Here is a 25602-nt window from a genome sequence, read left to right as displayed (position 1 = left end):
AAGGAGGTAACGATGACAATGGCACTTTTCCCCTGTCTGCCTGGCACAACCCTCGATGCCGTGAATACCGTTGGGGCGTGGCTTGCTCAGGACGACTATCAGGACAACCAGCCCGTTGATCTGGTGATTCTGGCGGGTAACGCGGTGATCCCCGCGATTGATGCTGCCTGTAAAATCGCGGCTGAACAGGAGGTTCCTCTGATCATCAGCGGCGGGATCGGTCACTCGACGACCTTCCTCTACGCCGCGATTGCTAAGCACCCCCGCTATAACAGGATACCCACCACCGGGCGGGCTGAGGCGGCTATTCTGGCCGACATCGCCCGTGAATTCTGGAACATTCCGGCTGAGCATCTTCACGTTGAGGATCAGTCGAGCAACTGTGGCGAAAACGCCCGCTTCAGCCGGGCGTTGATGAAACAGTCCGGACTGAACGCCGCCCGGGTGCTGGTAGTGCAGGACCCGACGATGCAGCGTCGCACAATGGCTACGTTTGCCCGCGTTTGCCGCGACGAGGCTGCATCGCCCGCATGGATGAGTCATCCCGGCCTGACGCCCGTGCTGCAAAACAGTGACGACGGTCTGGCGTTCAGCGGCCCGGTCGAGGGGTTATGGCCGGTAGAACGTTACCTGTCGCTGGTGCTGGGTGAATTTCCGCGACTCAGGGACGACATCAACGGCTACGGTCCGGCGGGACGTGATTTCATTGCCCATGTCGATATCCCTGCCGACGTGGACGCCGCGTGGCAGATCCTGCGAAACGACGTCATTCTCACCGACGCGCTGGTGAGCCGTTCTCTGCTGTAATGCTCTTGCCCGTTTGCGCCATCTTTTACGCAAACGGGCAGCCTTTGTTGCCGATTTGTGATTTTTGAAACGGGCTGACCCGTTTCTTTTATGAGATATCTCACAAAAACAGACTCATAGAGTAGGCAATTGCCCCGGTAATTATAGTTTTTAACATTAAGTTTACTTGTTAAAAACAGTGTGATTACAGGAGCAGGTTATGACAGTACCCGTACAACATCCTATGTATATTGATGGACAGTTTGTTGCCTGGCAGGGTGATGCCTGGATTGACGTGATCAATCCGGCCACGGAAGAGGTCATTTCCCGTATTCCCGACGGCACCGCCGAGGACGCCCGCAAGGCCATTGACGCGGCAGAGCGCGCGCAGGCTGGCTGGGAGGCGCTGCCTGCCATTGAACGCGCCAGCTGGCTACGCAAAATTTCCGCCGGGATCCGCGAGCGCGTCAGCGAAATCAGCGCGCTGATTGTGGCCGAAGGGGGCAAGATCCAGCAGCTGGCGGAAGTGGAAGTTAACTTTACCGCTGACTATATCGACTATATGGCCGAGTGGGCGCGCCGTTATGAAGGGGAAATCATTCAGAGCGACCGTCCGGGCGAGAATATTCTGGTGTTTAAGCGCGCCCTTGGCGTCACCACCGGCATTCTGCCGTGGAACTTTCCCTTCTTCCTGATTGCCCGTAAGCTCGCTCCTGCGCTAATCACCGGCAACACCATCGTTATCAAACCGAGCGAATTTACCCCAAACAACGCCATTGCGTTTGCCAAAATCGTCGACGAGATTGGCCTGCCGAAAGGCGTCTTCAACCTGGTGCTGGGCCGCGGTGAAACCGTCGGACAGGAGCTGGCCGGGAACCCGAAAGTGGCGATGGTCAGCATGACCGGCAGCGTCGGGGCGGGTGAAAAGATCATGGCTGCGGCTGCGAAAAACATCACCAAAGTGGGGCTGGAACTGGGTGGTAAAGCCCCGGCCATCGTGATGGACGATGCCGACCTCGAGCTGGCCGTGAAGGCCATTGTGGATTCACGCGTCATCAATACCGGACAGGTGTGTAACTGCGCGGAACGTGTCTATGTTCAGAAGGGGATCTACGACCGCTTTGTGAATCGTCTGGGCGAGGCAATGAAAGCCGTCCAGTTTGGCAATCCGGCTGAGCGAACGGATATTGCCATGGGGCCGCTGATCAACGCCGCCGCGCTGGAGCGTGTGGAGCAGAAGGTGGCGCGCGCGGTGCAGGAAGGGGCTAAAGTGGTCCTTGGCGGTAAAGCGGCAGAGGGCAAAGGGTATTTTTATCCCCCAACGCTGCTGCTGGACGTACATCAGGACATGGCCATCATGCACGAAGAGACCTTTGGCCCGGTGTTGCCGGTGGTGGCTTTCGACACCCTGGAAGAGGCCCTGAAAATGGCCAACGACAGCGACTACGGTTTAACCTCGTCTGTATATACGCAGGATCTGAATGTCGCCATGAAAGCCATTAAAGGGCTTAAGTTCGGCGAGACCTACATTAACCGTGAAAACTTTGAAGCGATGCAGGGCTTCCATGCGGGCTGGCGGAAATCCGGGATCGGCGGGGCGGATGGCAAACACGGTCTGAATGAGTATTTGCAGACGCAGGTAGTCTATTTGCAGTCGTAATCAGGAGCCCCCTCCATGCGAGATAATGTGTGCACGAAGCAGTTCCCTCGCCCCTTTGGGGAGAGGGTTAGGGTGAGGGGAACATACGGCTCTGGTGGTCATTCCGTTCACTTTAGGTTCCTTGCTACTCTGTAACAAAATGACCGGTGAACGTGCCAGGGTGGCTCAGTCGCCACCACCCTGGCGACCCGGGCTCCCGGCGGTAAATCGCCGCTTCGCGGTCCCTTCGGCTTATTCCTTCCGGCTTATCGGGGACGGGCGGAGGTAACATCCCTGTAAAGCCCGCCCTCTCGGCGCATCCCTGCGCCTCGCCCCGGCCGGAAGGCAAACGCCTCAGCGATTTACAGCCGGACCTGGGCATCGCTGTAATCCCTCCGTTATTCTGAAGGCACGTTAATGCTTCTGATTTCAAATAACTGGGAATACTCGGCCCTCCGTAAAAGGGGGTTCACATTTTCAGGAAAGGTGGTTATGTTGGCGCGATAACTGTTATTTATCGGGAAACAACATGCGCACAAAATATACGGGTCTGCAAATCAGCATTCACTGGCTGGTTTTTCTGTTAGTGATTATGGCCTATTGCGCCATGGAGTTCAGAGGTTGGTTCCCGCGAACCGATCGTCCGCTTATTAATATGATCCACGTTTCCTGCGGGATCAGCATCCTGGTGCTGATGGTGGCGCGCCTGTTTATCCGCCTGAAATTCCCGGCTCCGCCCATTCAACCGAAACCAAAAGCGATGATCACCGGGCTGTCCCATCTGGGGCATCTGGTTATCTACCTGCTGTTTATTGCGCTGCCGCTGATCGGCATGGTGATGATGTATAACCGGGGAAATGACTGGTTTGCGTTTGGCCTGACGATGCCGCATGCGGCGGAGGGGAATTTTGACCTGGTGGATACGCTAAAAGCGTGGCACGTAACGCTGGCGAATCTGGGGTATTTTGTGATTGGTTTGCACGCCTTTGCCGCGCTGATGCATCACTATTTCTGGAAAGACAATACGCTGCTGCGCATGATGCCGAAAAAGCGTCAGTGACCGATAATGCCCTGCCAACCCGCAGGGCATTTTTTTTGCGGCTTATTGCAGTTGCGCGCGCTCCTGCGCCGTTAAGTCCAGTTCCTGAGTTGTACCCGTTTCTGAAGATTTTACCGCCGCTTCCAGCACCGCCATCACCGCCAGGGCTTCCACCGGATGGACCGGATTGTCAATCTTGCCGTTCAGGGCATCGCGCACGTTTATATAGTACTGCCGCTGGTCGCCTTTTGGCGCAGGGATAGCGCTGGCTTCACCCTGGGCATTAAACAGCACCATAGCGTCGCTGTCCTCACCCCAGCTTTCGCTACCCGGAATGACGCCTGCCAGAAGCTGGGCTTCCTGCTGATCGATGCGCGCTTTCACCACGCTGGCCTTATCGCCGTGGACGGTAAAGCGGGCAACGCCGCCTGCCACCAGCATGCTGCAATGGAGGACCACTTTGTGTTCAGGATAGTTCAGCACCACGTGCGCCCAGTCGTTAATTTCCGCACCGTCACGCAGGGTGGCGATGTTGCCCTGTACCGACAGCGGCAGACCAAAAAGCTGTAGCGTCTGGTCAATCATGTGCGGGCCTAAGTCGAACCACAGGCCACTGCCGGGAACATTTTGCTCTCTCCAGCGCACGCGAACCTCCGGGCGGAAACGATCGATATGCGATTCAAAGTGTTTTACCTTGCCGATACTGCCTTGCTCAATCACCTGCTTAATGCCGAGAAAATCGCTGTCCCAGCGGCGGTTATGGAAGACAGAGAGCAGGCGTTGTTTTTCTTGCGCAAGCGCAATCAGATCTCTCGCTTCCTGCATATCCAGCGTAAACGGCTTATCCACTACCACATGCTTGCCGGCATCGAGCGCCAGGGTGGCCAGCGGCGCATGGGTCGCGTTAGGGGAGGCGATAACCACCAGGTCGATATCCGGGTGCTGAATGGCCTCTTCCGGCGTGGCGACAACGAGGACGTCCGGCAGGTCGCGTTTCACTTTCTCTTCATCCCGGGATGAGACCACCGCCAGCTTCAGGCCGTCGACGGACTGGATCAGCGGGGCATGAAACGTCTTACCCACAAAACCATACCCGATCAGCGCAATATTCATTGTCTTCACTTTATTCATGACCTTCTCCACGTTAATGCGCGCAAACGGTAACCTGCACGGCGCTATGGTCCCCGAGCTCTGCCCAGGGACGATCTAAAAACAGTTGATGAATCTGGGATAACCCTGAAACCAGATAAGGTTCGCACTGGTTGAGTTTCAGATGATCGGCGACTACCCAGTGCGCCTGGCTTGCGGCCAGCATGGCACGCTTCACCTCGGCATCCGCCTCCTGACTGGCGCTCAATCCGAGCTCGGCATGAATGGCGCATGCGCCAAGGATGGCGATATCCGCCCGGTAGCGAGAGAGCAGCGAAAGGGTGGCGCTTCCGGCAAACAGGCGCTGTTTCTGATCCCACTTTCCACCAAGCAGGATCAGATCGATATCTTCCCGATCGCTAACCTGCTGGGCGATATCAAGAGAAGGGGTGATGATGGTCAGCGGTCCCTGCAGGAAAGAGGCAACGGCCAGAAGTGTGCTTCCGGCGTCCAGAAAAAGCGTCGAGCCCGCAGGTACGCACTGCGCAACCTGTTTACCCAGCCGCTGCTTGATTTCAGGCAGTAAGGTATTCCTGCTAACTCGGTTCATCGTCGAGAGATTCAGCGCGATGGCGCCGCCATGGTTTTTTTGCGCCAATCCCTGTTTTTCCAGATCGGTCAGATCGCGACGGATAGTATCCGCAGAAACCTGCAACTTTTCTGCCAGCTCAGTGATGCTGGCCTGGCCTTGTTCAGTAATAATTTCAAGTACATATTTCTGTCTGGCGGTTTTATGCATGGGTGCAGTATCCTGCAAAATGTCGCAATACTATGCAGTTTACAGCATTTTACAGGAAAGGGAATCGTAACAGGAGGGGGATGTTGTCCAAAAACAGTTTGATAAGGTGAATATTGAATTAGCATTAATCAGTCATCAAAAACATGTATGTATCGTTTAGACCTGATGTTAACGCTATGTTTTACATAGAAATTTGGTTAAAGCTACCGAATAAGGAGTTCGAATAAGAATATAAAACCAGATTATAAATATAAATTGGTGCTTATATCTATTAGATATTCTTTTTAAAGTAAAATAATTTAATATTAATCAGCGAATGACTTAAATTGACAGTTCTTTGAAAATCTTTGTGTCTGATTCGCGATGAAATAAACGCAAAAATGTACATCAAGGTGTTTCAGAATTTTCCTTAAATTACAGATGGTTTATATGTTTCAGCGTAAACGCATCTAATAGCCATTTGTCCAGAAACCCCATCTTTTTTCTTATTTGTAACACCGCATTAACACTACAGGTGTGGTCGCTCATATCACATTTTGTTATGCTGCGAATCAATGAATATTTAAGTAAATTCTTAAAAGAAAAAAAGAGATTGAACGGCTCTCATCTCAATTGAAATGGGTGTGGTCGACTATTGGCGGAATTTATCAAACAGGAGTGGGGCAAATAGGGTGAATTATTTGTACCTCTTCCTGGTAATTATTTAGCCATCACCTGAAGTCCGGGGGTATTATAAAGATGAAATGCAATAACAGGATGCTCAGATTATCTGCTTCCCTGACCTTAATTTCACTGGTGGTGACTGCGGCTCATGCAACTAACGGTCTGGTAGGGATATCTCCCGTTGCGGCAATGACGATGAAAGAAAGTATTCTTTTCGCTCTTGACCGCGACCCGTCGGTGAGTCAGCAGGCTGCACAGCTGGGGATTGGCCAGGCACAAATAGACGAAGCGCGTAGTGGCTGGATGCCACAAATAGCCCTGAACGGGAGTACGGGTCACAGCCAGACCACCGATTCGAGCGGCTCGTTGCGAAATTCCGCAGCCTGGGGGCTGAGCCTGACGCAGCTTGTGTACGATTTTGGCAAGACCAATAACAGCATCAGCCAGTCTTCAGCTCAGCGTGACAGCTATCGCTACCAGCTAATGAGCACGATGTCTGCCGTCGCGGAAAAAACGGCCCTCAGCTATGTGGAAGTGAAACGCTACAGCGATCTGCTACAGGCGGCAACAGAGAACGTGCAGGCGCTTAAAAACGTTGAGCAGCTGGCAAAACTCCGCGCCGATGCAGGCGTAAGCTCCACCTCTGATGAGCTTCAGACCCGCACCCGTATTGCCGGAATGCAGGCGACGGTAGAGCAGTACAATGCGTCCCTGAACAGCGCCCGCGCGCGGCTGGCGGTATTAACTGGCATACAGGCTGAACGCTATTCACCGGTTCCGGGAGGTCTGGCCGTGGAGTCGGATTCTCTCAATCGAATTGATTATTCACTGATCCCAACGGTGATGGCCGCGCAGAACATGGAGCGTTCAGCCCAGTACGGCGTAGAAACCGCGAAGTCACAGCACTGGCCAACCTTAAGCCTGAAAGGGGGCCGCACCCGGTACGAGTCTGATAATCGCGCGTACTGGGATGATCAGATCCAGCTCAATATTGATGCACCGCTTTATCAGGGCGGCGCGGTCTCGGCGCGCGTCCGTCAGGCCGAGGGCGCAAGGGCAATGGCATCGTCTCAGGTCGATCAGGCCCGTTTTGATGTCCTGCAAAAAGCCTCCGTCGCACAGGCCGACTGGACCGGGGCGCAAGGACGTATGGAGGCCGGAAAACGTCAGCTGGAAAATGCGTTGCGCGCCCGCGACGTCTACAAAAATGAATATACCCTGAGCAAGCGCAGCATTAACGATCTGCTCAGCGTGGAGCAGGATGTCTGGTCTGCCACCTCAGCGAAAATAATGGCTGAATACGATGGCTGGAGCGCGGCGATTAATTACGCCTCCGCGGTGGATAATCTCATGCCGCTTATCGGAATAGAGAAAAACGCTGCCGCGAAATTACCTGATTTGAGTTAAAAAAGGCGCGCCTTTCTGCGCGAAATAAGTCAGACAATAATGGGTGGTTTTTCCCAGGGATAGTTACATCCCTCTGGTGGACATAACCACAGGAATACGCGCACCTGCAAGGAGAAGAATATGAGTAACGCAAAAGTTGTTGATGTTATCATTCGAAAAACGGCAGAAAAAACGAAATTAACCGGTGAAGGTAATCTCTCGGTCTCTATTTCATCGCCGAGCGTGATTGAAATTCAGGGTTCTGCTCAGGACGTGGTGCGTTATGTCCGCCAGGGGAATGACCTCCTCATTTATATGAAAGATGGCAGCGTGATCCGCTGCAATAATTATTTTGTCGAAGACACGGAAACCCATAATCATTCCGAACTGGTATTTAACGATAACCAGGAGTTGACGCATATTTCATTTGCCGATGCCGGGGAAGCATCAGGCGTTGCCGCCACCGAATTAACCGCCCAGGCTGCACCCATTAGCAGCATTGAACCTTTTCTGGAGCAGGGAAGCGTCTTAAGCGATGCGCCGTGGGGCTGGATTGCCGGAGCGGCGTTGGGAGGCGGTGCGATTGGCGCACTGCTGGCTCACGGCGGTGACGGCGAAACCAAAACAAAAGTTATTGATAATACAAAAGAAGTCGAAAGCGCCACGCCAACATTTTTGCTGACGGATAACGCGGGTGACAAGCAGGGGGTGCTGAGTGCAAAAGAGGTCACGGATGATAACACCCCAACCTTCAGCGGTACCGGGCAGCCGGGCGCGACAATTCAGGTTAAAGACAGCAGCGGCAGCACCATCGCCAGCACCATGGTCGCAAAGGACGGCACCTGGACGGTAACACTTCCGACCCAGGCGGAGGGGGAACATACCTGGTCCGTCGTCCAGATCGACGGCAGTAAAACGACCTCTGCGGGCAGTATTACCGTAACCGTTTCTACAGCGGATACCAGCGTGACGCTCGCCACCACGGCGGGCGATAACGTGATCAACGCCAGCGAGCAGGCCGCTGGCTTTACGCTGTCCGGCACCAGCAAAAACCTGGCGCAGGGAACGGCGCTTACCGTCACGCTGAACGGTAAAACCTATTCCGCAGAAGTGGGGGCAAACGGCGCATGGAGCGTGAAGGTGCCTGCTGCTGACGCGCAGGCGCTGGGCGATGGTACCTGGACGGTCAACGTCAGCGGCAAAGACGCGGCGGGCAACACCGTGACCGGCAGCCAGACGATTGGCGTCGATACCGCTGCGCCAGCGATTTCTGTCGACACGATCGCCCAGGACAACATCATCAACGCGGCTGAACATAATCAGCCGCTGACGCTGACCGGAAAAACCGATGCGGAAGCGGGCCAGATTGTGACGGTCACGCTGAACGGCAAAAATCACACGGCGACCGTGGGCAGCGACGGCACCTGGTCCGTTACGCTTTCGGCCAGTGAAGTACAGGCGATGGCTAACGGCGAGCACACCCTGACGGCAAACGTCAGCGACAAAGCGGGTAACGGGGCCTCCACCACCGCCGATTTCACGGTCGATACCGCAGCGCCAGTGGTCACTATCAACACTGTCGCGGGCGACGACATTCTGAACACCAGCGAGCAGGGGCAGGCTCAGATTATTTCCGGCCAGACGAACGGCGCGGCGGCGGGCGACGTTGTCACCGTGACCGTTGGCGGCAAGACCTTTACCGGTGTCGTCCAGGCGGACGGCAGCTGGAGCGTCGGCGTGCCAGCCTCTGTCATTGGCGCGCTGGGTGAAGGTAGCCACAGCATTTCGGTCTCCGTGACCGATGCGGCGGGCAACACCAGCAGCGCGACGCACGGCATTACGCTCAGCGGCAACCCGCCGGAATTCACCCTTGACCCCATCAGCCAGGATAACGTCCTGAATGCGCAGGAGGCCATGCAGCCTCTGAGCCTGAGCGGGACCAGTAATCTGCCGAACGGCAGCGCTGTCACCGTGACGTTGAACAACGTTAACTATCAGGCCACCGTTGAGAATGGTAGCTGGTCCGTTCAGGTGCCGGTTTCCGACGTGCTGGATCTGGCGAATACCCTTTACACCGTGAGCGTCAGCGGCACCGACAGCGTGGGTAACAGCGGCTCCGCCGAGGCGAATCTGCTGGTCGATACCGCGTTGCCGCAGGTGATCCTCAACTCCTTTGCCGGGGATAACCTGGTCAATAACGCCGAAGCGGCGGTTGACCAAACCCTCAGCGGACGCGTCACCGGCGCGGCGGCGGGCGATACCGTCTCTGTCACCGTGGGCGGCAAGAGCTACACCGCGACGGTTGGCAGCGACCTGAAATGGAGCGTGACCATCCTATCGGCCGACCTTCAGGCGTTTGGCGACGGCGATTTAACCTTCAGCGCCTCTGTCACCAATGCGCACGGCAACACCGGCACCGGCGAGCGTGATATCAACATCAACGCCGAACTGCCGGGCCTGCGCGTGAACACGATCTCTGGCGATGACGTGATTAACGCCATTGAACAGCAGCAGGATCTGGCCGTGACCGGCTCCAGCACTCATCTGGCCGAAGGCACACAGATCACCGTCACCATCAATAATGTTGAATACGTCACCACGGTTAACGCCAGCGGCAGCTGGCAGATTGGCGTGCCGTCAGCGGACCTGCAGGCATGGACGGCGGGAGGCATGACCGTCAGCGTCAGTGCGGAAGATGCCTGGGGCAACACCGTGGCGGCTGAACACCCGATCGAGCTTGACCTGAACGCGGTGGCCGTCACCATCGATACCGTAACCACTGACGATAGGCTCAACGCGGCGGAAAAAGGCGCGGATGTCACGCTTTCCGGTCAGACGCAGGGCGTAGAGGCCGGGCAAACCGTGGTGGTGAAATTCGCGGATCAAACCTTTACCGCACAGGTGCAGCAGGACGGCTCCTGGCGCCTGACCGTTCCGGCGAGCGCGATGGAAACGCTGATCGACGGGCGGGCGCAGGTGAGCGTCAGCGTGACTAACGTCAACGGCAACAGCGCGGACGCCTCACGCGTGGTGACCGTCGATACGCAGCCGCCAGCCATTACGCTTGATAACCTGACCGACGACAACATCATTAATGCGGCAGAAGCGCAGCAGGATCTGGTGCTCAGCGGCAGCACAACCGCTGAAGCGGGCCAGACGGTCACCGTGACGCTGAACGGTAAATCTTACCAGACCACGGTCCAGGCGGACGGTCGCTGGCAGTTGAACGTGCCTGCCGCCGACGTTGGCGCGCTGACCGATGGCAATGTCACCGTCACGGCCACCGTCAGTGACGTGGCGGGCAACAGCAGCAGCGCGGACCGCGTTGGGCTGGTGGATGCCACCGTGCCGCAGGTGACCATCAACGATTTCGTCACCGACACCAACACCGTTAACCAGCTGGCCCATTCACAGGCGCAGATCCTGAGCGGCTCCGTCACCGGCGCGGCGGCGGGTGATTTGGTCATCATCACCATCAATAACGTGGACTACACCACCGTGGTGGATGCGGCGGGCAACTGGAGCCTCGGCCTGCCTGCGTCCGTCGTTCAGGGGCTGACGGACGGCACCTGGAGCATTAACGTCTCCGTGACCGATCGGTCCGGCAACACCGGCAGCAGTTCAGTGGATGTGGTGGTCAATACAGTCACGCCTGTAATCGGTATTAATACGCTGGCAGCGGATGACGTGATCAATGCGGCAGAGAAGGGCGAAGATCTGCTGCTTTCCGGTACCAGCAACCAGCCGGAAGGAACCACCATCACCGTTAATCTGAACGGTATCAACTATGCAGCCACCACCGACGCCAGCGGCAAATGGAGCGTTTCCGTACCCGCCTCTGCGGTGAGCGCGCTGGGTGAAGCCAATTACACCGTGACGGCGAGCGTCACCGATAATGTGGGCAACAGCGCCTCTGCCACGCACGATGTGCTGGTGGACAGCTCGCTGCCGGTTGTTACCCTCAACAACGTCGCGGGCGACAATATCGTTAACGCGGCGGAAGTGGCCGCAGGGCAAACCCTGACCGGGAAAGTATCGAACGCGGCATCGGGCGATACCGTCACCATTATCATCGGCGGGCAGACATACACGGCTACCGTACAGGACGATCTCACCTGGAGCCTGCCGTTAACCCAGAGTCAGTTAACCGCGCTCGGCAACGGCGACCTGACCGTATCGGCCAGCGTGACGAACGCGCACGGTAATACCGGATCGTCTTCCCTGGATGTCACCATTGACGCCCAGTTGCCCGGCCTGCGCATTGATACCGTCGCCGGTGACGACGTCATTAACGTTATTGAACACGCGCAGAACCTGGTTATCTCCGGCACCAGCACCGACCTGGCGGCGGGTAGCACCGTCACCGTGAGCATCAACGGCAAGAGTTATTCCGCCTCGGTACTGGCGGACGGCACCTGGCAGGCTGCGGTTCCGGCCGCGGACGTCTCCCGGTGGGAGGACGGGTCGCTCACCATCAGCGCCAGCGCGCAGGATACCTCCGGCAACCCGGTGAACATCGGTACCGTGGTGGATGTCGATCTCGCCCCGGTGGCGATAAGCATCAACAGCGTGACGGACGACAACGTGCTGAACGCGGCAGAAAAAGGCCAGGATCTTGTGCTGTCCGGCTCCTCCTCGAACGTTGAAGCGGGCCAGACCGTTACCATTATCTTTGCGGGTAAAACCTGGACCACGATGGTCGATGCCAACGGCGACTGGACCTGCACCGTACCGGCTGCCGATCTGAGCGGCCTGAAGGACGGCGACGCCAGCGTACAGGTCAGCGTAACCAACGTGAACGGCAACGCGGCCTCTTCCTCGCAGGCATTCAGCGTCGATACCGCCGCGCCAGCGGTCAGCATCAACACCATCAGCGGCGACAACATGCTAAATGCGGCAGAGGCCGCGCAGGACCTGACCCTGAGCGGGACGTCTACTGCCGAAGCAGGCCAGACGGTCACCGTGACCTTCAACGGCAATCAGTACACCGCCCAGGTGCAGGCAAACGGCAGCTGGACGCTGGATGTACCGGCGGCGGATCTGGCGGGGATCGCAGACGGTAGCGCGGCGGTCACGGCGACCGTGTCCGATAAAGCGGGCAACCCGGCCAGCGCGGGGGCGTCCGTGCTGGTCGACACTACCGTGCCGCAGATTACCTTCAACATTGTGGCGGGCGACGACATTGTTAATATTGCCGAGCACGGCCAGGCGCTGATTGTCACCGGCAAGGTGACGGGCGCGCAGGCGGGCGATGTGATTACCCTGACCCTGAACGGCAAAGACTACACCGCCATGCTGGACGGTGCCGGTAACTGGAGCGTGGGCGTTCCGGCGGCGGACGTGGGCGCGCTGGCTAACGGCGATCAAACGATCTCCGCCACGCTCACCGATAAAGCGGGCAACAGCACCAGCGCGACGCACGCGTTTGACGTCTCCCTGACCGCGCCGGTGATTGCCATCACTACCCTGGCGGTTGACGACGTGATCAACGCGACCGAGAAAGGTCAGGATCTGCTGGTCTCCGGCACCAGCAACCAGCCGGACGGGACCCGCATCACCGTAACCCTGAACGGTATCAGTTACGCCGCCACCACCGATGCCAGCGGTAACTGGAGCGTCACCGTTCCGGCGGCAAACGTCTCGGCACTGGGCGAAGCGAGCTACAGCGTGACGGCCAGCGTGACCGATACCGCGGGTAATAGCGCGAACACCAGCTATAGCGTGCTGGTCGACAGCGCGCTGCCGCAGGTCACCATTAATGCAGTTGCCACCGACGACGTGATTAACGCAGCGGAAGTGGCTTCCGGACAAACCCTGAGCGGGAAAGTGAGCGGCGCGGCGAGCGGTGACACTGTCACGATCGGTATCGGGGGCAACACCTATACCGCGACGGTTCAGGACGATCTGAGCTGGTCGGTTAACGTGGCATCTGACGTCTTAACCGCTATCGGTAACGGGGATCTCACCGTAACAGCGAGCGTGACCAACGGCCACGGCAACACCGGCACCGGCGAGCGCGACATCACGATTGATGCCAGCCTGCCGGGCCTGCGCGTGGATACCGTGGCAGGCGACGATGTGATCAACAGCATCGAGCATACTCAAAACCTGATTATCACCGGCTCCAGCGACGGGCTGGCGAGCGGATCGGCGCTGACGGTCACCGTCAACGGCAAAACCTACGCGGCAACCGTGCTGGCGGACGGCACCTGGACGGCGGCTATTCCGGCGGCTGACGTCGGCGCGCTGAGCGCAGGTATAGTCACCGTGACCGTTGACGGCCAGAGCGCGGCGGGTAATCCGGTTTCCATCAGCCATGACGTGAAGGTGGATCTAGCGCCGGTCGCCATCAGCATCGACGCCGTAGCTACCGACGACGTGATTAACGCAGCCGAGAAGGGTGCGGATCTGGTGCTGTCCGGCTCGACCACCAACGTGGAAGAAAACCAGACCGTTACTATCATTTTCGGCGGTAAGACCTATAGCGCGACGGTGGATGCCAGCGGCCACTGGACGGCGACCGTACCGTCTGCCGATTTGGGCGGACTGAAAGACGGCGACACCAGCGTGCAGGTCAGCGTCACCAACGTAAACGGCAACAGCGCCTCTGCGGGCCGCGAGTACAGCGTGGATGCCACCGCGCCGACGGTGTCGATTGAAATCGTCAGCGACAACAACATCATCAATGCTGCCGAAGCGCAGCAGGATCTGGTCATCAACGGCGTCTCTGATGCGGAAGCGGGCCAGACCGTGACCGTGACCCTGAACGGCGAGAATTACACCACCACCGTGCAGGCGAATGGCAGCTGGAGCGTCACCGTACCGTCTGCGGATGTCGGCGCGATTTCCGACGGCGATTACACCATCACGGCAGCCGTCCTGGATAAAGCGGGTAACCCGGCCTCGGCGGATCGCGATGTGCTGGTGGATACCACGGTGCCACAGCTGACCATTAACACCGTTTCCGACGACGACGTGATCAACAGCGCCGAGCATGCGCAGGCGCTGATTGTCACCGGTTCCGTGACCGGTGCGGCGGCGGGTGACGTGGTGACCGTCACCATCAATAACAAAGATTACACGGCGACCCTGGACGCTTCCGGCAAGTGGAACGTGGGCGTGCCTGCGGCGGACGTGAGTGCTCTGACCGCAGGGGATCACACCATCACCGCGGCGCTGACCGATAAAGCCGGAAACAGCAACAGCACAACGCACGAGGTTGAAGTCAACCTCACCGCGCCGGTGCTGACCATTGACACCGTGTCCGGTGACGATGTGATCAACAACACCGAGAAAACCCAGGATCTGACGATCTCCGGTACGGCTTCCGGCCTGGCGACAGGCGCGGTGGTGACCGTGATGCTCAACGGCAAAGCGTACAGCGCCACGGTAGCTACCAATGGCCAATGGACTACAACCGTTCCGGCGAGCGAGGTGGGGCAACTGGGTGAAGCGCTTTACACCGTGTCGGCCTCCGCGACGGACAGCGTCGGCAACAGCACCAGCACCTCGCACACCGTGAACGTGGAATCCGTTCTGCCGGGCGTGATTATCAACACCGTGGCAGGTGACGACGTCATTAACGCGGCGGAGATGGCAACCGGCCAGACCATCAGCGGTAAGGTGGTGAATGCCGAAGCAGGCAACACCGTGACCGTGACCATTGGCGGCAACAGCTACACCGCAACGGTGCAGAGCGATCTCACCTGGTCCGTGAGCGTGCCGGAGTCGGTGCTGACCGCACTGGGCAACGGCGATTTAACCGTGTCAGCCAGCGTCACCAACGGCGTGGGCAATAGCGGAACGGGCGAGCGCGAAATCGTGATAGACGCGAATCTGCCGGGCCTGCGCGTGGACACCGTGGCGGGCGATGACGTGATTAACAGCATCGAACACGGGCAGAATCTGATTATCACGGGTTCAAGCGACGGCCTGACGGCGGGTACGGCGCTGACCGTCACCGTAAACGGTAAAACCTATGCGGCTACCGTGCTGGCAGACGGCACCTGGAGTGCGGCGATCCCTTCTGCGGACGTGAGTGCCCTTGCCGCAGGCACGGTCACCTTGACCGTTGAAGGCCAGAGCAGCGCGGGCAATCCGGTGACTATCAACCATGATGTGATGGTGGATCTGGCAAACGTCGCCATCAGCATTGACGCCATCGCTTCCGATGACGTGATCAACGCCGCCGAGAAGGGCGCGGATCTGGTGCTCTCCGGCACCACTGCGAACGTGGAGGAAAATCAAACCGTCACCATCGCCTTCGGCGGCAAGAACTACACCGCCACGGTGGACGCTGAGGGTAAATGGACCGCCACTGTGCCATCTTCGGATCTGACCGGTCTGAAAGAGGGTGATGCCAGCGTGCAGGTAAGCGTCACCAACGTGAACGGCAACAGCGCCTCGGCGGGTCGCGAGTACAGCGTGGATGCTACCGCGCCGTCCGTGACCATCAACACGATTGCCACAGATGATATCCTCAACGCCTCAGAAGCGCAGTCAGACCTGGCAATTTCCGGCACCAGCACCGCCGAAGCAGGCCAGACGCTGACCGTATCGCTGAACGGCAAAGATTACACCACAACCGTCAGCGCGAACGGCAGCTGGACGCTGAACGTTCCGGCGGCGGATCTGGCAGGATTAACCGACGGCAGCGTGACGGTAACTGCCTCAGTCAGCGACAAGGCGGGTAACCCGGCATCGGTTGATCACACTCTGACGGTGGATGTGACCGTTCCGACTGTGACCATCCACACCGTGGCAGGCGACGACGTGATTAACGTGGCTGAACACAAGCAGGCACAGATTATCAGCGGCTCCGCCACCGGCGCGGCGGCGGGCGATAAGGTCACCTTCACGATCGGCGGCCAGACTTACACCACCGTGCTGGACGCGGCGGGTAACTGGAGCGTGGGCGTTCCGGCAAATGTGATTTCAGGCCTCAGCGACGGTACGGTGACCGTCACTGCGTCTGTCACCGACGCGGCGGGCAACACCGGCAGCGGCACGCATAATGTGACCGTCGATACCGGTCTGCCGTCGGTCAGCTTCAACGCCATCAGTGATGACAACGTCCTGAACGCCGTTGAAAAAGGGCAGGACCTGAGCGTCAGCGGCACCAGCGCCAACCTGACGGAAGGCACCGTGGTGACCGTAATTCTGAACGGCAAAAACTACACGGCGACAACTGCGGCAGACGGCACCTGGAGCCTGACGGTTCCGGCGGCGGATCTGGCCGGTCTCGGTCAGGCCAGTTACACCCTGAATGCGACCGCCACCAACGGCGTGGGCAACAGCGTGAGCAACACCGCGAACCTGCTGGTGGACACCGCGCTGCCAACCGTCACCATCAACACCGTGGCGGGCGACAACGTCATCAACGCGGCGGAAGTGGCGGCAGGTCAGACCCTGAGCGGCACCGTGGCGAATGCCGAAGCGGGCAACACCGTGACCGTGACTATCGGCGGCCACAGCTACACCGCAACGGTGCAGAACAATCTGTCCTGGTCCGTGAATGTGCCGTCTGACGTGCTGACCGCACTCGGCAACGGCAGCCTGAGCGTGACGGCAACCGTCACCAACGGCCACGGCAACACCGGGACCGGCGAGCGCGAGATCGCTATCGACGCTAACCTGCCGGGCCTGCGCGTGAATACCGTGGCGGGTGATGACGTGATCAACACCATTGAGCACGCGCAGAACCTGATTGTTTCAGGCTCCAGCGACGGGCTGGCGCCGGGCACGGCGCTGAGGGTTACCGTCAACGGTAAAGATTACGCGGCAACGGTACTGGCAGACGGCACCTGGCGCGCGGCGATCCCGTCCACCGACGTGAGCGCGTGGCCGGAAGGCACCGTGAAAATCAGCGTTACCGGCGACAGCGCGGCGGGTAACCCGATCTCCATCAGCCACGATGTGACCGTGGATCTGGCTACCGTTGCCATCAGCATCAATGCGCTTGCCACCGACGACGTGATTAACGCGGCGGAGAAGGGCGCGGATCTGGTGCTGTCCGGTGCGACCACCAACGTGGAAGCCGGGCAGACCGTGACCATCAGTCTGAACGGCAGGATCTACACCACCACCGTGGACGACAGCGGCAACTGGACTTACACCGTGCCGTCAGCGGATCTGGCTGGCCTGAAGGACGGCGATGCCAGCGTGCAGGTGAGCGTCACCAACGTGAACGGCAACAGCGCGTCTGCGGGCCACGAGTACAGCGTGGATGCTACCGCGCCGTCCGTGACCATCAACACGATTGCCACAGACGATATCCTCAACGCCACGGAAGCGCAGTCAGACCTGGCAATCTCCGGCACCAGCACCGCCGAAGCGGGCCAGACGCTGACCGTGTCGCTGAACGGCAAAGATTACACCACAACCGTGAGCGCGGACGGCAGCTGGACGCTGAACGTTCCGGCGGCGGATCTGGCAGGATTAACCGACGGCAGCGTGACGGTCACTGCCTCAGTCAGCGACAAGGCGGGTAACCCGGCATCGGTTGATCACACTCTGACGGTGGATGTGACCGTTCCTGGGGTGACCATCCACACCGTTGCAGGTGACGATGTGATTAACGCGGCTGAACACAATCAGGCGCAGATCGTCAGCGGCTCCGCCACCGGCGCGGCAGCGGGCGATAAGGTCACCGTCACGATCGGCGGCCAGACTTATACCACCGTGCTGGACGCGGCGGGTAACTGGAGCGTGGGCGTTCCGGCCAGCGTCATTTCAGTCCTCAGCGACGGCACCGTGACCGTCACTGCGTCTGTCACCGACGCGGCGGGCAACACCGGCAGCGGCACGCATAATGTGACCGTCGATACCGGTCTGCCGTCGGTCAGCTTTAACGCCATCAGCGATGACAACGTACTGAACGCGGTAGAAAAAGGGCAGGACCTGAGCGTCAGCGGCACCAGCGCCAACCTGGCGGAAGGCACCGTGGTGACCGTAATTCTGAACGGTAAAAACTACACGGCGACAACTGCGGCAGACGGCACCTGGAGCCTGACCGTTCCGGCGGCGGATCTGGCGAGCCTGGGCGAAGCCAACTACACCCTGAGCGCGACCGCCACCAACGGCGTGGGCAACAGCGTGAGCAATACCGCGAACCTGCTTGTCGACACCGCGCTGCCAACCGTCACCATCAACACAGTGGCGGGCGACAACGTGATTAACGCGGCGGAAGTGGCTGCGGGGCAGACCCTCAGCGGCAGGGTAACGAACGCTGAGGCGGGCAACACCGTGACGGTGACCATCGGCGGCAACAGCTACACCGCGACGGTGCAGAGCGATCTGACCTGGTCCGTGAACGTGCCTGAGTCGGTTCTGACGGCGCTGGGCAACGGCGATTTAACGGTGTCAGCGACCGTCACTAATGACCATGGCAATTCGGGAACGGGCGAGCGCGATATCACTATCGACGCCAGCCTGCCGGGGCTGCGCGTGGATACCGTGGCGGGCGATGACGTGATCAACAGCATTGAGCATGGTCAGAATCTTATCGTCACTGGCTCAAGCGATGGGCTGGCGGCGGGCACTACGCTCACCGTGACCCTGAATGGCAAGACCTATGCCGCGTCGGTACTGGCAGACGGCTCCTGGACCGCGGCGATCCCGGCGGCAGACGTGGGCGCTCTGGCCGCAGGCACGATGACCGTCACCGTAGGGGGCCAGAGCGCGGCGGGCAATCCGGTCTCCATCAGCCACGACGTCACCGTCGATCTGGCAGCCGTGGCAATCAGCATCGATGCCATCGCCACCGACGACGTGATTAATGCGGCGGAGAAAGGCGCGGATCTGGTGCTTTCCGGCAGCACATCCAATGTGGAAGAGAACCAGACCGTGACCATCACCTTTGGCGGCAAGTCTTACACCGCCAAAGTCGATGCCGACGGCAACTGGACGGCGAGCGTGCCTTCCTCGGATCTGGCGGGTCTGAAAGACGGCGACGCCAGCGTGCAGGTGAGCATCACCAACGCGCACGGCAACAGCGCTTCGGCGGGCCGCGAATACAGTGTAGATGCCACCGCGCCAACCGTGACGATTGACACGGTCGCAGGCGACAACGTGATCAACGGCAGCGAAGCGGCTGCGGGCGTGGCCATTTCCGGCACCACCACGGCGGAAGTCGGTCAGACGGTAACCGTAACCTTCGGCGGGAACAGCTACACCGCGCAGGTTCAGCAGGGCGGCGTCTGGAGCGTTAACGTGCCGGGCACAGACCTGTCCGCCCTGGCGGATAACGGCTACACCGTGCAGGTGAGCGTGAGTGACGCCGCGGGTAACCCGGGCAGCGCGGGTAAAGCGATTACGCTTGATACCACACCGCCGACCGTCAGCTTTAACGTTGTGGCGGGCGATGACGTCATCAACAGCGTGGAGCACGGGCAGGCGCAGATCGTCAGCGGCACCGCAACCGGCGCCAGCGTCGGCGATAAGCTGATTATCACCATCGGTTCGAATCAGTACACCACCACCGTTGACGCCAGTGGCAAATGGAGCGTGGGCGTTCCTGCCAGCGACATTTCTGCCCTGACCGACGGCACCGTGACCCTCAGCGCGACAATCACCGACAGCGCGGGCAACAGCAGCACCCAGACCCATGACGTGGTGGTAAATACCGCATCGGTCGCGCTGACCGTCAACACCCTCAGCGGCGATGACGTGATCAATGCGGCAGAAGCGGGGGCGTCGCTGGTCATCAACGGCTCCAGCGCGCAGTTCGCCAGCGGTACGCAGGTTACTATCACCCTGAATGGTAAGAGCTATACGGCCACTATCCAGAGCGATGGCTCCTGGACAACCACTGTACCGGCCGCCGACGTGGGCACCCTGGCCGACGGCGCGAGCTACCAGGTTTCTGTTTCGGCGCAGGACAGCGCCGGGAACAGCGCCTCGGCGACGCATACCATCAGCGTGGACACCACCGCGCCGGTGATTAGCGTGAACACGTTGTCGGGCGACAACGTGCTGAATGCGGCGGAAGCTCAGCAGCCGCTCACCGTACACGGCTCTTCCAGCGCGGAAGCAGGCCAGACGGTGACCGTCACGCTGGGCGGAAAAACCTACACTGCGCTTGTCGGCAGCGATGGCACCTGGACGCTGGACGTTCCGGCGGCAGACCTGGTCGCACTGAGCCAGGGTGCGCTGACGGTGACCGCCGTGGTCAACGATAAAGCCGGTAACAGCGGCCAGACGACCCATACCTTAACGGTCGATACCGTCGCACCAGCCGTCACCATCAGCACCGTGGCCGATGACGATATCGTCAACAACGCCGAGCAGTTGGCGGGGCAGACTATTAGCGGGACCACCACCGCGGAGCAGGGCCAGACGGTGACCGTCTCCTTCAACGGGCACAGCTATCAGGCGACCGTTGGAGCAGACGGTTCGTGGTCGGTCTTCGTGCCGGGCCGCGACTTCCTCGGCCTGAGCGATGGGGATTACACCATTACGGCTACGGTGAGCGATAAGGCGGGTAACCCGGGCAGCGCAACACACGACGTGACGCTGAACGGCGACGTGCCGACCATCGTCATTAACACCTTTGCCCAGGACGATATTGTCAACGCCGCCGAGCACGGCACGCCGCTAATTGTCAGCGGCACCACCGACGCGCCTGCGGGCCAGACGGTGACCATTACGCTTAACGGTAAAACCTACACGGCTACCGTTCAAAATGACGGCACCTGGAGCTATACGGTCGGCAGCGCAGACGTGACCGCGCTGGCGGACGGCGGTTCGTACGTGATCAATGCGCAGGTGAGCAACGCCATCGGCAACAGCGCCAGCGATAACCACAGCGTCACCGTGGATCTCACCGCACCGTCAATGGGGATCAGCATTGATTCCCTGCAAAACGATACCGGCCTGAGCGCGAGTGACTTCATCACCAACGATAAGCAGGTGGTGGTGAACGGTTCCCTGACCGCGCAGCTCGGTAATAACGAGAAGGCGCAGATCAGCCTCGACGGTGGTTCAACCTGGATTGACCTGACCGTGACCGGCACCACCTGGCGCTACACCGATGGGCGTACCCTGACGGACGGGACGTACCCGTACCAGGTGCGCGTCATTGATAACGCGGGCAACGTCGGGGCAACGGACAGCCAGGACGTGGTAATCGATCTGACGAAGCCTGCGGCGACGAGCATTACCGTGGATTCCGTCTCGCAGGATACCGGCCTGTCCGACAGCGACTTCATTACCAGCGACAACCAGATTAGCCTGAAAGGGACGCTCGGCGCGGCCCTGGGCAGCGGCGACCACGCGCAGATCAGCCTGGACGGTGGCGCGACCTGGACTGACGTGAGCGTCAGCGGTCTGAGCTGGACCTACGTTGATGGCCGCACGCTGGCCGACGGAGACTACAACTACCAGCTGCGGGTGATTGACGACGCGGGGAATATCAGCGCCACCACCAGCCAGGTGGTGACCATTGATACCGTCGCGCCGGACGCCAGCAAAACGATCGCTATCGACAGCATCAGCGACGATACCGGCCTGAGCAGCAGCGACTTTATCACCAATGATACCTCCCTGACGCTGCACGGCTCGCTCGGCGCAACGCTGGCCGACGGCGAATATGCCCAGATTAGCATCGACGGCGGAGTCAGCTGGCAGAACGTGATCGTCACCGGCAACAGTTGGTACTACGTGGACGGCCGCACGCTGGGTAACGGCACCTATGACTACTATGTGCGGGTAATAGACATCGCGGGTAACATTGGTGGGTCGGCATATCAGAAGGTGACCGTGGACCTGGTGGCGCCTGATAGTGCGATTACCGTCAGCATTGACAGTATTTCAACCGATACGGGCTATAGCGACAGCGACTTCCTGACTAATGATACGTCACTGACTATCAATGGTTCGATTGGTGCGCCGCTTTCCAGCGGTGAATATGTGCAGATCAGCGTCGATAACGGTTTGACCTGGCAGTATGTCACGATGAATGGCAACCGCTGGAGCTTCATCGATATCCGCGATTTGCCTGAAGGGGAACATACCTATCAAGTTCGGGTTGTAGATTTAGCGGGGAATACAGGCGCAACGGCTGAGCAGGTGGTTACCGTCGATCTGACGCCGTCTAACACCGCAGCGACAATTATTAGCTATACGGATGAGGTAGGCTCATCACGCGGTGAGTTTAGTGCTGGCACGACAACAGACGATCGTTTGCCTGTGCTAAACGGCACGTTGTCTTCCTCGCTTTTGACCGGCGAGCTGGTGCGTGTGTATCGCGCCGACGGCACCTTGCTTGGCGAGGCTGACGTAAACGGTACTTCCTGGTCCTTCGCCTTGACGGATCCGCTGGTAGATGGAGAAAAAGGGGAATTTTATGCGGTCGTTGTCGATGCCGCTGGAAATGAAACCACACCTTCACCTGTGTTTGATTTCACCGTTGATTTGCAAATGTATGTAGAGGTGCAGGATACCCTGGATACCACGCCGATTATCACCGGCCGCGTTGACTTCGAGATCCTCGATGGTGAATACGTTGAAGTGACGGTCAACAATGTGGTTTACAGTTCTCGCAATGGCGTTGTCGTTGTTGATCCTAAGAACAGTACCTGGTACGTGCAGATCCCTGACGCAGACGCCCTGGCGCTAGGCACATATGATGTCAAGGCTGCACTTTACAAAGCTGACGGCACGCAGATCACGGCGGATGACTCCGCGAACGAGCTGACGGTATCACCGACGCCGGAAATAAGTTTTACCTCGACCGCAGCCTCTTCGCAGGATACGGGCACGGCACTGACTCTGGCTGAAGATGGCTCATGGAGGATCCTCAGCAATTCTACGGTCTTTACCCAGAACGCAACCAGTTCGACGACGTTAGGTTCATTCAGCTCCGTCGCAATCAGTGGTCCGGACAGACAGCAGCAATCAACATTTGTCGACTTTGACCGTGATGGCCTGATGGATATCCTCGGTGCAGATACCAGTTATGCAAATGGCCAGCAGTCTTTCAAATACAATGCGGACGGCACCTACACCACCTTCCAGGTGGGTTCTAATGGCGTTGCGGGACAGACAAATGATGTCAATGGCAACACATGGAGTTGGTACGGCGGCGTAATGGGCATTGATATTGATGGGGATGGATTTGTCGACATGGTATACGGCGATGGATCTCCAAACGATTCCAACGCACCGGGTGGCTATGATACGCAAATCGTAATGAACACGGACGGCACTATTATCGGCTTTGACAAAAGTGGTGCTTATGTTGAAACCGCTACAACCCAGGATGGGGTGGCATCGACCAACAATAACAATGCGCAAATGAGCCGCGATCTCTCTGGCGTGGATCTCAACAATGATGGCTATGTCGACATTGTGTATCACGGGACGGTAGGCACCAACTATACCTCAGGCGGAGGCTCCAGCAGTGCGAATACCCGACTGGTGGTCGCGACCAATGGCGTGGATGCAAACGGTAATTATACGCTGACCAATACCCAGATTGTGACGGGGGTTTTCTATGGAAATCAGGGGACGACGAGTAATTATTACACCACTATGACCTGGGCCGACCTTAACGGCGATGGCTATATGGATCTCTTTGTGGGAGGGCTAACCGGTCAGGGTAACGCCACCAGTGCCGTTTTCTACAACGATGGTGCCGGGAATTTAACCGCGGCGGCTAACGGTGTGGGAACCGGGTCGAATGTTCAGACCTTCGGCGACAGCGTAAACAGCATGACCTCGCTGGCGGTGGACTGGAACGGTGATGGCAAGATGGATCTGATCGAGATTGCGGGCGCAGCGGGCAGCACAGTTGCCACTAACGCCAACAATATCGGCATGCTCTGGCTCAACAATGGTGTGAACGCCGGTACAGGGCAGGTTAACTGGTCATCGCAAACGCTGTTAACGGGCGCAAATCAGGGCAGCACTAACGTCACCACGGGAGCACTAGCGCTCGACCTTGATTATGATGGCGATCGCGATTTAGTCGTGTTCCGCGCGGCGGGTGGCAAGACGGAGTACATCGAAAATACCAGTACCATCAACGATGGAACCAGCATCATTCTGCGTATTTCTGACGCCAACGGTATTAACGCCTTCTATGGTAATACGGTACTGCTGGTAGACGAGAGTACCGGTAAAGTTGTTAGTTCACAGGTCATTAACCCGCAGGGCGGCGTGAACATGAACGATTCGACAGGGCTGGTGTATTTCTACGGTCTTGATGCGAGCAAGTCTTACAGCGCTGTACTGCTTTCTAATGCTAATGACTTTGGCGGTGTTTCGTCCGTCAGTTTCGACTCTTCCGGGACAACGAATACCATCGAGAACGTCAACGCTTCCTGGGCGGGACTCAAAGCGGTAGAGAAGAACCATGCCTATGTATTGACCGCAGAAAATGGGGATGCAGTCGTTGATAGCGCCCAGGCCGCAACGGATGGAAGCAATTCAGTAGGTATTGTAGGAACAGGTTACAACGACACGCTATACGCAACGGCCGGTACGCATATTTATAACGGTGGCGGCGGTAGCCGCGTGGTATCCGATGTGAACGTCTGGACCGCCGAAGGGGGAATGGATATTGTCGATTACAAGCTCGCTGGTTCGACAGCGCTGAATATCGATCTCAGTAAGACCGGTATGCAAGATACAGGTTTTGGTTCTGCACGGTTTGTCAACATTGAAGGGCTGGCTGGTGGAAATGGTGACGATGTCTTTACAGGCAATACCGCGGATAACTTCTTTGAAGGCCGCGGCGGTAACGACACCTTCAACATCGGCAGCGGCGGTCAGGACACGCTGCTCTATAAGCTGATCAACGCGTCTGACGCGACGGGCGGCAACGGTAGCGATGTGGTGAACGGCTTTACCGTCGGTACCTGGGAAGGGACGGCAGACACGGACCGCATCGATCTGCGCGACCTGCTTTCCGACAGCGGCTATACCGGCACCGGCTCGGCGAGCTACGTGAACGGCGTGGCGACGCTGGACAGTAGCGCGGGCAACATTGCTGACTACATCCGCGTGGTGCAGAACGGCAGCAACACCGAGATCCAGGTTGACCTCGACGGGACGGGCGGCCAGTTCTCGCCAACCACCCTGGTGACGCTGAACGGCGTGCAGACGGATCTGGCGACGCTGCTGGCAAATCATCAACTGTTAATTGCGTAAAACAACGCCGCGGGGAGCGATCCTCGCGGCTTTTTGCGTTTCTTTACATTA

7 protein-coding genes are annotated in these 25602 nt (G+C 58.6%); 5 read left to right on the top strand and 2 right to left on the bottom strand.

The window, feature by feature from the left end:
- The first annotated feature begins 12 nt into the window (after positions 1-12).
- The 3 genes from ACOTZP_RS02160 to cybB all read left to right on the top strand — a co-directional run bounded on the left by ACOTZP_RS02160 (position 13) and on the right by cybB (position 3485).
- Positions 13-807 carry a YdcF family protein gene (locus ACOTZP_RS02160; protein ID WP_271074759.1) on the top strand — a complete coding sequence of 265 codons (795 nt, stop codon included), beginning with the start codon at positions 13-15 and terminating at the stop codon, positions 805-807.
- 199 nt (positions 808-1006) lie between these two features.
- Positions 1007-2446: an aldehyde dehydrogenase gene (aldA, locus tag ACOTZP_RS02155; protein ID WP_032624297.1), complete on the top strand. Its 1440-nt coding sequence runs from the start codon at positions 1007-1009 to the stop codon at positions 2444-2446.
- A 508-nt stretch (positions 2447-2954) separates the two neighbouring features.
- The gene (cybB, locus tag ACOTZP_RS02150) at positions 2955-3485 is read left to right on the top strand and encodes a cytochrome b561 (protein WP_022648059.1); all 531 of its coding nucleotides are present in this window, start codon (positions 2955-2957) and stop codon (positions 3483-3485) included.
- 42 nt (positions 3486-3527) lie between these two features.
- On the opposite strand, the gene ACOTZP_RS02145 is transcribed toward cybB, so the two are convergent.
- Together ACOTZP_RS02145 and ACOTZP_RS02140 are read right to left on the bottom strand one after the other, a co-directional pair.
- Positions 3528-4595: an oxidoreductase gene (locus ACOTZP_RS02145; RefSeq protein ID WP_271074758.1), complete on the bottom strand. Its 1068-nt coding sequence runs from the start codon at positions 4593-4595 to the stop codon at positions 3528-3530.
- Between the two features lie 13 nt (positions 4596-4608).
- Positions 4609-5352, bottom strand: coding sequence for a DeoR/GlpR family DNA-binding transcription regulator (locus tag ACOTZP_RS02140; protein ID WP_022648061.1), 744 nt, complete (start codon positions 5350-5352; stop codon positions 4609-4611).
- A 756-nt stretch (positions 5353-6108) separates the two neighbouring features.
- Here ACOTZP_RS02140 and ACOTZP_RS02135 point away from each other — a divergent pair.
- Both ACOTZP_RS02135 and ACOTZP_RS02130 read left to right on the top strand, forming a co-directional pair.
- On the top strand, positions 6109-7422 hold the full coding sequence (locus ACOTZP_RS02135; protein ID WP_223861947.1) for a TolC family outer membrane protein: 1314 nt from the start codon (positions 6109-6111) through the stop codon (positions 7420-7422).
- Between the two features lie 120 nt (positions 7423-7542).
- Complete coding sequence (locus ACOTZP_RS02130; protein ID WP_421633598.1) at positions 7543-25551, top strand: Ig-like domain-containing protein; 18009 nt, start codon at positions 7543-7545, stop codon at positions 25549-25551.
- The last annotated feature ends 51 nt before the right edge of the window (positions 25552-25602 follow it).

Origin of the sequence: Enterobacter cloacae complex sp. SYL001, from assembly GCF_049237025.1 — a bacterium.
GTDB lineage: Bacteria > Pseudomonadota > Gammaproteobacteria > Enterobacterales > Enterobacteriaceae > Enterobacter > Enterobacter intestinihominis.
This window is presented reverse-complemented; position numbering and strand designations above follow the sequence as displayed.

Coding starts and splice junctions, on each gene's coding strand:
- ACOTZP_RS02160 (WP_271074759.1), top strand. CDS start 13: ATGACAATGGCACTTTTCCCCTGTCTGCCTGGCACAACCCTCGATGCC.
- aldA (WP_032624297.1), top strand. CDS start 1,007: ATGACAGTACCCGTACAACATCCTATGTATATTGATGGACAGTTTGTT.
- cybB (WP_022648059.1), top strand. CDS start 2,955: ATGCGCACAAAATATACGGGTCTGCAAATCAGCATTCACTGGCTGGTT.
- ACOTZP_RS02145 (WP_271074758.1), bottom strand. CDS start 4,595: ATGAATAAAGTGAAGACAATGAATATTGCGCTGATCGGGTATGGTTTT.
- ACOTZP_RS02140 (WP_022648061.1), bottom strand. CDS start 5,352: ATGCATAAAACCGCCAGACAGAAATATGTACTTGAAATTATTACTGAA.
- ACOTZP_RS02135 (WP_223861947.1), top strand. CDS start 6,109: ATGCTCAGATTATCTGCTTCCCTGACCTTAATTTCACTGGTGGTGACT.
- ACOTZP_RS02130 (WP_421633598.1), top strand. CDS start 7,543: ATGAGTAACGCAAAAGTTGTTGATGTTATCATTCGAAAAACGGCAGAA.